The organism is Flavobacterium sp. PLA-1-15, assembly GCF_049060005.1.
In the GTDB taxonomy this organism is placed as follows: Bacteria; Bacteroidota; Bacteroidia; order Flavobacteriales; family Flavobacteriaceae; genus Flavobacterium.
The window spans coordinates 22,329-35,293 of the sequence record NZ_JBMGQS010000002.1; the positions used below are offsets into that span (position 1 = coordinate 22,329).

Sequence of the window (12,965 nt, forward strand, 5' to 3'; positions counted from 1 at the left end):
TATTTTAATGAATATTGATAAAAGTATAAAAAGCATAAGCGGTCAATAGCAGTGAGATAAAAAAGCCATTGATAAAAAATAAAATGACACCTTTTAGAACTGATTTTCTTCGGCTACAGCCATAAAACCGGTGATGGGCGGGAAAGAAATAGTAGAATGCCCAAACGAAAGCGATAAAACCAATAATTCCCGATAGCACATTGGAAACCATATTTTCGCCGAAAATATATAAGATCTCCTCCACTAAAGCCACAATCAAGTAGGAGAGCAGCAGAAACGAAAAATAGTGTAACGTGAATATGCCGTGGTCGAAATAATACCATTTCTTTTTGCTGTGAAAAAGCCATAAGAAAAAAGCAAATATTGGCATATAGATAAACAAAACCTTTGGAAAATTATGGATGAAGGATTCTTTGAATTTCTCTTCAATCTCTTCCCATGTATTGACTTCTGAAACATGTATTGCTTTTCTAAATGTATTGTAAACGAAAGTTGGAAGCTTATCGTCTTCACTACCATTATTTTGTAGGGAATCCAAATGCGCTACACTTTTATAATCCAAGAAAACGAATTCAGGTTTGTCTTTTTTACCTGCTATTGAATCAATTTTTTCTACTTCGTCATCTAAGTTTACTTTTACAGGACCGTCTTCCAATTCACGATCGGGCGTGAGCGAAATAGTCAAGAAAGTGGCAAAACTGATGAAGATGTATAAACGAACAGGAGCCAGGTAAGACATTCTTTTGCCGGAAAGATATTCATTTGTAAGCGAAGCCGGTTTTAGAATTAAATTCCGAATGGTTTTCCAGAAAGAATTCTCATAATGCGTCAAATCTTCAAAGAAATGAACAAAAAGATGGTGGAAGGTTTTTCGGGTATCTACATTTTCTTGACCACAATTCGGACAGAAACGATTCTCTACAACATAGTTGCAATTCAAACAGGTTTTATCAGTTCTAACGTGACCGTGTCCCATTATTTTAAGATTTTTGAAGTTTTAAATAAGATGCTAAAACTAACGAAAAAACCTAAATTAAGCCGATTTGTAGGAAATTAATTTTAAAACTTTTAGAAGAAATAAAGTGATGCCAGCGTTTTTTTTGTGTAAAAAGTTCTGAGGAGCTTCTTCAAGTACTTGGAAAGTGTAAATTCGCTTGGCGGAAGCCAACCAAGGCCTTGAAAAGTCTAAAATCGTTTGGCGCACTCTGGCCAACCACTTGGAAGTTCTAAATTCGCTTGGCGCACTCCAACCAAGGCCTTGGAAAGTCTAAATCCGTCTGGCGCACTCCATCCAACCCCTTGGAGCGCTTCTGGAAAGTTGCTTTGCTCAAAGAGGTTTGGCGGGAGCGCTTTTTCTTGAAAAAGGCTTTTTTCTAAATTATTTCAAAACTTCTTTAAGGAAGAGAAGCAGGTGTTGCCACGAGCGTTTATCGGCCTTTTCGTTATAAGCAACGCCTTTCGACTTGTCGTTTCCGGCGCTTTTTTCGGTAAAGGCATGAACGGCATCTGCATAATAAATCATCTGCCAATCGGCATTTCCATCGCGCATTTCTTTCTGGAAAGCTTCAATATCCTTTTGAGGCACAAAAGTATCGTCGGCTCCGTGAAGGACGAGCACTTTTTCTTCAATCGGGTTATTAAACCGTGCAGGATCTTTTCCTAAACCGCCGTGAAACGAAACAACTCCCTTAACAGGCATGCTTCCTCGAACAGCTTCCAAAGCGCCGGTTCCTCCAAAACAATACCCAATCACTACAATATTATCTGGATTGGCTCCCGATTTTATCAATTCTTCTAAAGCCACCCGAATCCTTTTTTGATATTCCTTAAAGTTCTTCTTGTAGAATCCCGATTTTTCACCGGCTTCTTTGGCATCTTTCGGATAATTGCCTTCGCCATAAATATCGGCTACAAAAGCATGATAGCCCAGTTTAGAAAGATTTTCGGCCACTTCCTTCGAATGATCGTCGATTCCTTTCCAAGCAGGCAGGATTAGAATTCCGGGATTGGTCTTGTTTTTTTTATCGGGTGAAATGGCAAAACCATTCAGTTTTTGTTCGCCATCTTTATAAGAAACGGCTTTGAGCTGTGCGTTCGACATAAAGGTTGTCATCAAAAGTAATAAGCAATATTTTTTCATAAAGTAAAAATTGGAGTTGATACAAATATCGTTCAAAAGTGTTATAAAAAAAACAGGGTTCGATGCAATAAATACATCTAAACCCTGCCCATCAATCACCAACCTTTGTAACTAACGTGATTGTAATTCATGTTTGCCTTCCTTGATTTCTTCAACCATTTTTTTGTTGAAGGCAGGAAGATCGTCCGGTGTTCTACTCGTCACAAGACCATTGTCTACCACAACTTCTTCGTCTTTCCAAACTGCTCCTGCATTGATCATGTCGTTTTTTACAGAGGAGAAGGAAGTGATAGTCCTGCCTTCCAAAACAGCTGCATCAACCAAAATTTGTGGTCCATGACAGATGGCTGCAACAGGCTTATTTTCGTTGAAAAAATCTTTAACAAAGGAAACTGCCTTTTCTTCACGTCGCAACTGGTCTGGATTGATAACGCCTCCTGGTAAAACCAATGCGCTATAATCTTTAGAAGATACCTGATCCAAAGTATGGTCTACTTTAAATTCTGATCCCCAATTTCCGTCTTTCCAACTTTTGATTGTGCCCTCTTTCAGGCTTACAATATCGGCTGTCCAGCCTTGCTGTTCTAAATACTCTTTTGGCGATTTTAATTCGCTTTCTTCAAATCCGTTTGTAGCCAGAATGGCGATTCTTTTACTCATAGCATTTTATTTTTTGGGGTAAATAATTGGTTTGTATAAAGTTAGGTTTTAATAAAACGACAGCTGTTTAAAACACTATTAAAGTTGTCTTAATGTTTGTTAAGCAAAAAAGGGCAATTATTGATATCTTATATTTTTTTAGAATAAAGCTATAACTTATTGCAAAAGCGCCATATTAACTTTGAGCATAACCCGAAAAAATAAAAATGCTATGATACAACAGATTCACGATTTACCAACCAATATGGTAGGATTTCACTCTTCAGGAGAAGTTACAAAAGACGATTTTGATATCGTTCAACAGAAAGTTGCCGAGTTGGTCGAAGAAACAGATAAGCTCAATTATCTATTGTATTTGGAGAATTCTCCAGCTGACTTTACATTAGGAGCGTGGGCACAAGATGCGTTATTAGGAATTAAAAACTTGACAAAATGGAACCGTGCCGCTATCATTTCCGATTCGGATATGGTGGATAATTTCACGAAAGTATTCAGCGTGCTGATGCCGGGAGAATTTAAAGTATTCCCAAAAGCCGATTATCAAACGGCCATAAATTGGACATCTGAAAAAGTAAACATCGAATAATAAAAAATAAAATGCTATGGGAGATTTAAAGAATTTAACCAATGAAGAAGCTGTTGCAAAACTGAAAAAGATTGCTGAGGCTACCAGGATTTGTATGTTTTGTACCGATTTGTCGCATACGCCCTTTTCAACCCGACCAATGAGTGTTCAGGAAGTTGATGAAGAAGGAAATCTTTGGTTTTTGAGTTCGTCTGACAGTAATAAGAATTTCGAAATTCGCCAAGATGAACAAGCGCAATTGCTTTTTTCCAATGTAGGCGATGCGGAATACCTGAGTGTCTATGGGAAAGCTTTTATCTACAAAGACAGAACTACTATTGAAGAAAAGTGGAGCCCGATGGCAAAAACTTGGTTTACGGAAGGCAAGGATGATCCAAATTTGACGGTTTTGAGAGTACAACCAGAGTATGTTTACTATTGGGATACCAAAAACGGAAAGATGGTGACGATGTTAAAAATTGCCGTGGGCGCCATCATTGGAAAAACAATGGATGGAGGAGTAGAGGGCAAGCTATCTGTTTAAGACACAATAGGTTTTATGAAATTGTTTGAAAAGCTTCTTTAATAGGAAGCTTTTTTTATGCTGAAAAAGTTCTTAAAGATTTTATTTATTGAAAATAAAAACTATTTTTACTACCCCCACTTCCAAATTAAGGCAAAAAAAGAGGTCCCACTTTACAGTAAGACCTCTCACATTTACTAAAACAAAAAAAACAAACCTATGAAAAAGGTTTACGTTTAAAAAGAAGGATGCTGAATTCCTAATTTAGCTTCTTTTTGCCTTAGTATCTAACCTTTAAAATTATAAAATATATTGTATTTTAGAACTAGTATAAAGATACAAAAATGAATTATTATCAGTTAGAATTGAATTCTAATTAACTGATATTTAACTTCTGACAAATTAAATTATTAAATATGAATACTAAAAAAAGACAGAGTTATACAAATCATATACAATTTTATCCGGCACACCATTTTGTGTTCTATCCGTTGGCAATATTGCTACTGATTTTAAGTATTAGTATGGTTTTCATACAAGAAGATAAATTGCTGTGGGGATTTATAGCGGCAATAATAGTATTGATAATATGGGTGAGCTATATGTTAAGACAGCATTACTCCCTAATCCTCCAAAATAGAATCATAAGGTTGGAAGTACGTTATCGTTATTTTGTTTTGACAAATGAGCGTCTTGAGTTGATTGAACATCACTTACGAGACAGCCAAATCTTTGCCTTGCGCTTTGCATCGGATGAAGAATTACCACAATTAGTGCACCGTGCTATAAAAGAAGGCTTGTCAAGCAGGAGAATCAAAAAAAGCATTGTAAATTGGATACCTGATAACAACAGGGTTTAAAATCATTGTAAAATGCAGGATAAAGCTAAATCAGTACAGGTATATATTGATTCACTTCCAGAGGACAGGAAGGAAGTAATGTCAAAATTAAGAGCAAATTTTTTAGAAAATCTTCCAGAAGGTTTTGTGGAAGGAATGGGGTATGGAATGATGGGGTTTAATGTTCCGCATTCAATTTATCCAAAAGGCTATCATTGCGATCCAAAACAGCCATTGCCTTTTTTAGCAATAGCTTCCCAAAAGAATTTCATCGCGGTTTACCACATGGGAATTTATGCAAATAAGGAACTCTTTGATTGGTTTGTAGCAGAATATCCAAAGCATTGCAAGGCAAAATTAGACATGGGAAAAAGTTGCATCCGATTCAAGAAGATGAATGATATTCCGTATGAACTGTTGGCAGACTTGGCTACGAAGATGACAGTCCAGGATTGGATATCAACTTATGAAACAGCTTTTAGCAAATAATTATTTGAAATAAATCTTGAAGGTAGAGCCTTCATTGAGTTCGCTATCTACGGTAATTTGGCCACCCATTGCATCAATTTGATTTTTGGTGATAAAAAGCCCTACACCCTTAGCATCGGGATTGTCATGGAATGTTTTGTACATCCCAAAAATCTTGTCTTTGTTTTTCTGCATATCAATTCCAATTCCATTATCTGAAATTTCTAGAACGGTCTTGGAATTTTCTACATAACTGTCAATATTGATATAGGAGTCTTTTTCGGGATCACTATAACGGATTCCGTTTGAAATACAATTGATGAGAATGTTTTCGAGATAGGCAGGATTGTAAATTACGGTAGTATCTTTCTTTACATGACAATTTATCGTAATATTTCGTTGGCGTATTTCATTATGAAGGTCTGATAGTGTCTTCTCAATATATTTTCTAAGATTCAAGGGTTGTACATTCAAGTTTATGTTGGATTGTATGTTCACAACTTCATTCAAATTATGCATCGTTTCGTTTAATGCATTTGAAACAGAACCCAACAAAGGCAGGAGTTCTTCCCTTTCTTTATTTGATTCTGCATTTTGAATCAATGTAGATAGTGATTGCAGGTTGCTTGTATGAGAACGGAGGTTGTGCGAAATAATATACGAAAAGTTAAGAAGGCGTTTATTTTGTTCGGTTACCAACGAAAAGGAATTATTCAGGGCAATTTCAGTATCCTTCATCTCGGTAATGTCAATCATAATTCCCCTTAAGCTGGCTGACCCATCTGCTTGGGTAATTAAGTTTACAATGTCACGAAGCCAAACAGTCCTGCCGTCTTTGGCAATCATGCGGTATTCAAAATCATGTTGCTTTTTGTCTAGACTTTGTGCCGCACAATGCTCTATGGCAAATTCCCGATCGTCCGGATGAATATGATCAGCCCAGAAAGTATTGCTCGCAATCCATTCTTCTGGTGTGTAGCCTAAAATATCCTCTACTTTTTTACTTACGAATGAGAAAACAAAAGTTCTAGCATCGCATTCCCAAACAATACCATCAATGGTGTTGATAAGCGATTCGATTCGTGTTTGAGAATCAATAATTTTCCGTTGAGCTTCCTTTCGCTGGGTGATGTCTTCTGTTGAAACGATTACACGCTCGAGAGTATTTTCAAATTCCTTGATGATATTCCAAGTAAGCGAAATATTTTTGCTTTTGCCATTCGGAAAAATAATTCTGCTTTCAATTTTGCCTTTCTTTTTTTGTTGTGTAACGCCAATGATGATATCAACAATGGCATCAAAAGATCCATACCTGATGATATCGGGAAAATTAGCAATGAGTTCTTCCTTGCTTTTTGCATTGTGAAGAATAAGGCATTCCTTGTTGACGTTTATAATCTTAATCAATTCAATACACTTGTCAATAACTTCAGGCTTTCCCATCAAATAATTGATCACATAGCTTTTTTCCTTATTGAAAAGTCCAAGTTCTGACAAATAATCTTTTACTGCCGATAGATCTTCTTCCCATAAGGCAATAGGAGAGTCGTTAAAAAGAGTTTTGTATTGTTGTTCACTTTTTTTAATTGTTTCCTCAGCCTTCTTTTTTTCGGTGATATCTTCTACTACTGAAATTACGGTTCTAGGCTTTTCACCAGCGATCCAAAGAGGAGAAACCGTTACCCTTGCCCACACTGTTTCGCCATTTTTGTGAATGTATCGTTTTTCTAAAACAATTTTTTTTACTTCTCCAGATATAACTTTTTTAAGTCCTTCAACGGTTTCTTGCAGATCATCAGGATGCGTGATGATTTTAAAATTTATTCCTGACAGTTCTTCATAAGTATAACCTAAAAGCTTGCAATATTGATCGTTTACTTCTACATATTCGTTTGTATGGAAGTTGATTTTGGCAATCCCTACAGCCGCCTGATTAAAAATGGTTTTGTATTTCACCTCACTTCTAACAAGATTGTGTGCTTGCCTTTTTGTTAAAGATTCCAACTCCGAGGGCCTTTTTAAAATTATCGTAATCAATAAAGAAATTAAGATACACGAAGAAAAGCTTAAGAGAGAATAGGGGATGAGTCCTTTAAGCACATGATAATTATCTTTTTCAATAAGGTAGAGTTTCCAGTTTCCTTCGGGAAAAGAAGCTTCTTCAAATTCCTTATCGGCAAATTCTTTATTTCCAGAAAGGAAAAAATCTTCTTTGTGAGTGTCTGGATTAATCTTGGAAAATTGAAAATAATACAAAGGATTGTCGGCGGCATTAATTCCCGAAGCTTCAAGAAAAGTTTTCATTTTTAATACAACAGCCGAGAATCCCCAAAACTTATTTTTTTGGTATACAGGATATCTTCCAACGATGCCAACACCGCCTTGTTTTAGATTTATAGGCCCTGCAAAATACATGGTGTTTAAAACTACAGCTCTTTGCGTTTCCTGATGCAGTTGATTGTTGTTCAAAACATCATAGCCAATAATTGCTTCATTTCCCTCAAGAGGATAGACATATTTGATGATGCCATCAGGAACCAATTGTACAACATCAATATCTTGATTATTCCGAATAAGTTGATTCGCGATGGAATCGAAATTTTCTGGAATACCATTATCATTGATGGTCAGTGCCAATGTCAGTGCCGTGGTATGGCTGTTTTTTAGAGTCTGTTCAATATTTTTTCGAACATTGCTCAATGTCGATACCATTTCACGTTTTTGCTCCTCTTTATTGATGCGATAGTTGAGGTTAAAAATGAAAAGACAGACCAAGAACAAACAAAGGAACACGAGATAACCCGTCCTTTTAGGATTTTCTAAAAACCAACCAGTTAGGTTGGCGTAGTTATTTTTGAATTTCATCTTTGATTTGGGGTACAAGAGTATTCGCAATAAAGGTAGCATTTTAATACTTTATTTATAAAAAAGCCTACATTATTTTAAAAGCCAATTGAATTTTATTCCAAATCATTTCTGATATTAGTTGTACTTTTATGCTCTTAATTTTGTTAGATGGAGGTTCTCGAAATTGTAGGTTATTGCCTGGCAGTGTTGGTTGGTATTTCTTTAGGATTGATAGGAAGCGGGGGTTCAATACTTTCTGTACCCATTTTGGTCTATATTATGGCGGTAAACCCAATATTTGCAACAGCCTATTCGTTGTTCATAGTAGGCACGTCGGCTTTAATTGGGGGTATAAAAAAAGCAGTCATTAAAGAAGTTAATTTCAAGACGGTATTCATTTTTGGAATTCCATCCATCATAGCAGTTTTCCTAACAAGAAGCTATTTGGTACCTAATATTCCAGAAGTTTTGTTCTCAATACGGACATTTGTGGTAACAAAACCAATTGCTATCATGTTGCTTTTTGCCATCGTAATGATCATGTCGGCACTAAAGATGATTCAGGTCAGTGGTGAAAAAAAGGAACAGACAGCTACCATCAGATACAAATATCTAAAGATTGTCTTTCAAGGTTTGATCATAGGTCTTGTAGCCGGAACCGTTGGGGCAGGAGGAGGATTCTTGATTATTCCTGCGCTGGTTTTATTGGTAAGGATGCCTATGAAAATTGCCATTGGCACCTCACTCTTTATTGTTGCCTTGCAATCGCTTATTGGGTTCGTTGGCGACTTGCTTCAAAACGATGCAATGGATTGGAATCTATTGATACTTTTTACATTGTGTTCTGTAATGGGCATCTTTATCGGAACCTATCTTTCCAAAAAGATATCAGGAGATAAACTCAAAAAAGGTTTCGGATGGTTTGTTTTGGTGATGGGGATTTATATTATTGTAAAGGAGTTGTTTTTAAAAGAGGAGTAAAAAATCAAATCATTTTTTTTAGTTTAGGCTGATAAAACTCGCTGAGTTTCCCAGTCAACTAGAAATACTTCAACCCTATAATATTCAATATATTATTTGTTATTCCTTTTATAAATAAATAATAAATAACCTTTGAAAGAAACAGGTTGGTTATAGGGAAAAACGTCCTGTGGCTTTGCGCTGGTTGCGGAAATTGGAACTGCGTACTCTCGGCTGGACAGAACGAAGTTATGAAAAACTGAACGAACTTTTATAACAAAAACAGCAATCACGCAAAACCGCTGTTAGCTGTAGCTTTATTTGGAAATTGGTACGTATTTAGGCATCGCAATTACGCCGGATTTGGTTTTAAAATGGTACAAAGAATCCGATGCTTGATTAGAATCATATGAAAGTATTTCTTTTACATTTTTTGACAATTCAAGAATTCTATTATCTACTTCTCCTTGCTGAACAATTCTTATAGTTTTGGAATCCTTTTTAATAATTATACAAAAAGCATTTACATCACAACAAGCTTCATAAGATTTTAAGTTTGCGTTCTCAATTTCAAAAATTTGCTCATTAAGTTTTTCAAATTCTTCCTCGGACAATTTCCCTTTTAAAACTTTCATTTCTTTTTCTAAATAATACTCGCGATTTTTTTTGATTGCAAATGAATAATCTCCTAACCAACCATTGGCATAACTTATCTCAAAATATTCAAATTCTTTGCCTCTATCATTGCAACAAATCAAAGTGAATGAAACCAATATTATAAAAAACGCTCTCATGATTTAGGATTTAAACAAAGTTACAGCTAACGGTTTGAAGCTACCCGAAGGTGGCGATTTCGGGGCACTTCACTGTCAGCCAAGCACGAACTTTGATAGATGCACAAAGCTTGATTTAAACACTGAACCGCCACTTTTGGGTAGGTGCTGTTAGTGGCTGGTTTTTATTCAATCTTTTCGTAATACTGATCTAAATCTTCAAAAAGTATAATCTTTGGATTTCCAAAAAAGTATTTGCGTCTAATATATGTGTGAATGCTATTACCGTTACCTTTTAAAGTGATGTTTGTTCCTTCAGGAGTATATTCTAATTTATAACTTCCATTTCCCCAATATGAGCTTTCTATTTGATAATTTTCTTTTATGATTAATGTATCAGCAACATGAGGATTTTCAGCTATAAAATCATTTTCATAATTTCTATTTACATAAACACCTGTGACCATTGAGTTAGTAAAAAAACTATTGAATACATAAATCCCTAATAGGACAATAAAAATATAGATTACTTTTTTCTTCATTTGTTTTTTAAGTACGGATTTAAAAACTTGCTTCTAACGTTCTGGTACTACAGCGGGTTTGGGACTAAATTAAGCTCTATTTTCGGATTTGCCAAATCATCCCAAGTACAAAACCAACTTTCCATTAAGCCTATTGCCCAAATCCGTTGTAGTAGCTGTTACCTGCTGTATCTTTTCAACGGAATGTTAATTACAGAATCTTTAGCATAGTAATTTTCAGTTTCTACGTTGTATTCTTTCAGTAACATTTTTATAGTTAGTTTTTTGTCGTTATAGTTTATTTTGCTCTTTTCGAATTGTAGGTTTTCCTCAAATCTAAATTCTCCAATTTTTTTCTCAAAAAGCAAGAATTCATTTTGAGTAATTTCATATTGACAACAACCTGCTAGCAATCCACTATGAACTTTATAAATTTTAATATTTTCATCTTGAAATCTAACGTCAGGCGGTGAGATGAAAAACACAAAAAATGAAATCAAAATTCCGCCAAGAATTCCATCAATTAGTATTGAAAGAAAAAGTAAAAGGGGAGAAATGAGATAAAATAAAAAATAAAGCGCAATCTTCTTAAATGGTTTAAGATAAAGGAAAAACAAAACTATTCCGGATAAATAAAATAATATTTTGACAAGTAATGTTATTCTATAATTTAAGCTTATGTCAAAAGTAATTCCACATAAAAAATTTACAATTAAGAACGAAACTGAAATTATATGAAATTTTAGAAGTGTTTTTCTCATTTTGGTTATGTGATATAGCAGGTAACGTCCTGTGGCTTGGCGACAGTTGCGGAAATTGGAACTGAGTTCGCTCGGCCGGATAAAACGAAGTTATGAAAATAAAAACGAACTTTTACAACTGAAATAGCAATTGCGCCAAACCGCTGTTGGATGCAGTTCGAGAGTTTTTATAAATTTAGACCAGCGCTTTTAAACTTATTATACATTTCTACAAGATCAGCACTTTCTTCAAAATACTCATGAGATTTTAATGCTTTTAAGCTTTCGATTAATTCTGAATTTGAATTAGTAACTCCCTTTTCTGCAAAGTTTAATATTTCCTGCATCAACTCAAGCTTTATTCTAAATTTTAAAAGTAGTGGATGATTATCTTCAACAGCTTCTGTATAATTTTTGTAATCCAAGAGTGACTGCTCAACACCTTTTTTTGTTCCAATAATCCAGCGTTCTGCATTTTCGTAAGAAACATAATTAGATGTAATATGTTGAACGAAATTATCTTTTTGGTAAAATATTTCATTTACTATTGAACCATTATTTTTAGGCGCAATAAATAAAGCATGTTTTGGATCTAAAGGAATATAAATTACATTACTATTACTAAATAAATTAAATCCATTTTCAGTAGAATTTCTAATTTCTACAGGATTATCACTTGTTATAAATTCTTGTTCTCCAACAAGTTCAATTACAACTAATCCATCAAGAAATTTATATTTTACAAATTCATCTAGCAAAGCTAATTGTGTAGAAATATAATTTACTCTATTGGTTTCTCTAATTTCTTTCTTAATATCTTTAAATGATTTTTCTTCTAACGAAATTTTATACCCCAAAAAATCAATTGTTTTTTCATTAGTATTTTGTTGAACATCAAGAAGTAATTGTCCTGTAAACTCTACAAATTGATTTAATACTTTAGGAGTCCTAAAATACATACTAAGTGTATTGTATAAAATGAATGTTTTTTCTTCTGGAGTTATAATTTGTTTTCTCTTTTCAACAAGTAAGCTATAAATTTCGTTATATCTATTTTCTATGTTATCCGCAAAAAAGTTTTCTATGGAATATTGCTCGTCTCCTTCTAAATGTTTTAATGTATAAAAATCAGATTCCGCACAAATTTTTGAAACATTAATATCCGAAATATATTTTCCAGCTTGCTTATCGTAAACTGCTACAAAATAATTTTTGTCATCTTTGGTATGAGCAAATTTTCTCAGGTATGTTTGAGGAATAAAATGTTGGTGTGGTTTCTTCATATTTGATGTAGATATTCCGTACGGTTACGAATTGCAACCAACGTTCTGGCGCTACAAGCAGTTTGGGATTAAATTAAGCCTATTCTTCGGATTTGCCAAATCTTCCAAATACAAACCAATCTTTCCATTAAGCCAAATGCCCAAATTGCTTGTAGCGTTGTTAGCGGTAGGCCTTTTATTTACTTCCATTTAGCGGTGGAACTTCTCCGTATAATTGTCTGTAATTTTCAATTAATGATCTCTCATAAATTTTTGCCGTAGCGTTTTCTTCAAACTCAATTGCTAAAGTATCTAATGGGAAAGCGTCTTGAATAACTTGTAATGATTTATAATTCACTCCAAATGTATGTGCTGTAGCTCTATAAGTTGGTTGTAAAACTCTCCAAAGCATTCTAACTCTATCATTAAGATTTTCCGATTTTCCAATATATAAAACACCCTCTTCGTCAATTCCAAGTAATCTTTGTAAATGTCTTGGATTATCATTTTCGTCTAATGAGTAGATTCTGTAAATACCTGGTCTAGGTGGAATGTCGATGTGAAAGTTTCTGTTTGTAATTCTAATTAAAGGCATAATTTTTAAGTTTTTTTGTGGAGCAGGCTTACCGCTAACGTTCCGGCGCTTGGCGAGGTTGCGAACTTCGGA

Annotated in this window: 14 protein-coding genes; 5 read left to right on the forward strand and 9 right to left on the reverse strand. The window is 34.6% G+C overall.

Annotated features, from left to right (window positions below; all coding sequences use genetic code 11):
- Positions 1–4 precede the first annotated feature (4 nt).
- The 3 genes from ACI6PS_RS02090 to ACI6PS_RS02100 form a co-directional block, all read right to left on the reverse strand.
- The gene (locus ACI6PS_RS02090) at positions 5–976 is read right to left on the reverse strand and encodes a DUF3667 domain-containing protein (protein WP_421010891.1); all 972 of its coding nucleotides are present in this window, start codon (positions 974–976) and stop codon (positions 5–7) included.
- Positions 977–1,378: 402 nt separating this feature from the next.
- On the reverse strand, positions 1,379–2,140 hold the full coding sequence (locus ACI6PS_RS02095) for a dienelactone hydrolase family protein (protein ID WP_421010892.1): 762 nt from the start codon (positions 2,138–2,140) through the stop codon (positions 1,379–1,381).
- A 111-nt stretch (positions 2,141–2,251) separates the two neighbouring features.
- Entirely contained in the window at positions 2,252–2,800 is a 549-nt protein-coding gene (locus ACI6PS_RS02100; RefSeq protein ID WP_421010893.1) for a type 1 glutamine amidotransferase domain-containing protein, read from the reverse strand.
- Between the two features lie 211 nt (positions 2,801–3,011).
- Between ACI6PS_RS02100 and ACI6PS_RS02105 the strand changes: the two genes are divergently transcribed.
- The 4 genes from ACI6PS_RS02105 to ACI6PS_RS02120 all read left to right on the forward strand — a co-directional run bounded on the left by ACI6PS_RS02105 (position 3,012) and on the right by ACI6PS_RS02120 (position 5,216).
- Positions 3,012–3,386: an STAS/SEC14 domain-containing protein gene (locus ACI6PS_RS02105; RefSeq protein WP_421010894.1), complete on the forward strand. Its 375-nt coding sequence runs from the start codon at positions 3,012–3,014 to the stop codon at positions 3,384–3,386.
- A gap of 16 nt (positions 3,387–3,402) precedes the next feature.
- A complete protein-coding gene (locus tag ACI6PS_RS02110) occupies positions 3,403–3,909 on the forward strand; it encodes a pyridoxamine 5'-phosphate oxidase family protein (RefSeq protein WP_421010895.1) in 507 nt (168 codons plus the stop codon).
- A gap of 395 nt (positions 3,910–4,304) precedes the next feature.
- Positions 4,305–4,748, forward strand: coding sequence for a DUF6526 family protein (locus ACI6PS_RS02115; RefSeq protein WP_421010896.1), 444 nt, complete (start codon positions 4,305–4,307; stop codon positions 4,746–4,748).
- 12 nt (positions 4,749–4,760) lie between these two features.
- Positions 4,761–5,216: a DUF1801 domain-containing protein gene (locus ACI6PS_RS02120; RefSeq protein WP_421010897.1), complete on the forward strand. Its 456-nt coding sequence runs from the start codon at positions 4,761–4,763 to the stop codon at positions 5,214–5,216.
- Here the strand turns inward: ACI6PS_RS02120 and ACI6PS_RS02125 are convergent, their stop codons facing one another.
- Positions 5,217–8,060, reverse strand: coding sequence for a PAS domain S-box protein (locus tag ACI6PS_RS02125; RefSeq protein WP_421010898.1), 2,844 nt, complete (start codon positions 8,058–8,060; stop codon positions 5,217–5,219). It lies immediately after the preceding gene.
- 150 nt (positions 8,061–8,210) lie between these two features.
- On the opposite strand from ACI6PS_RS02125, the gene ACI6PS_RS02130 reads away from it, so the two are divergent.
- The gene (locus ACI6PS_RS02130; protein ID WP_421010899.1) at positions 8,211–9,023 is read left to right on the forward strand and encodes a sulfite exporter TauE/SafE family protein; all 813 of its coding nucleotides are present in this window, start codon (positions 8,211–8,213) and stop codon (positions 9,021–9,023) included.
- A gap of 296 nt (positions 9,024–9,319) precedes the next feature.
- Here the strand turns inward: ACI6PS_RS02130 and ACI6PS_RS02135 are convergent, their stop codons facing one another.
- From ACI6PS_RS02135 to ACI6PS_RS02155, 5 genes are all read right to left on the reverse strand, one after another.
- Complete coding sequence (locus ACI6PS_RS02135) at positions 9,320–9,796, reverse strand: hypothetical protein (protein WP_421010900.1); 477 nt, start codon at positions 9,794–9,796, stop codon at positions 9,320–9,322.
- 164 nt (positions 9,797–9,960) lie between these two features.
- Positions 9,961–10,317, reverse strand: coding sequence for a hypothetical protein (locus ACI6PS_RS02140; protein ID WP_421010901.1), 357 nt, complete (start codon positions 10,315–10,317; stop codon positions 9,961–9,963).
- 158 nt (positions 10,318–10,475) lie between these two features.
- Positions 10,476–11,057: a hypothetical protein gene (locus ACI6PS_RS02145; protein ID WP_421010902.1), complete on the reverse strand. Its 582-nt coding sequence runs from the start codon at positions 11,055–11,057 to the stop codon at positions 10,476–10,478.
- A 167-nt stretch (positions 11,058–11,224) separates the two neighbouring features.
- Positions 11,225–12,319, reverse strand: coding sequence for a DUF4238 domain-containing protein (locus ACI6PS_RS02150; RefSeq protein ID WP_421010903.1), 1,095 nt, complete (start codon positions 12,317–12,319; stop codon positions 11,225–11,227).
- 175 nt (positions 12,320–12,494) lie between these two features.
- Positions 12,495–12,893 (reverse strand): hypothetical protein, encoded by a 399-nt coding sequence (locus tag ACI6PS_RS02155; protein WP_421010904.1) that lies wholly within the window; start codon positions 12,891–12,893, stop codon positions 12,495–12,497.
- Positions 12,894–12,965 lie beyond the last annotated feature (72 nt).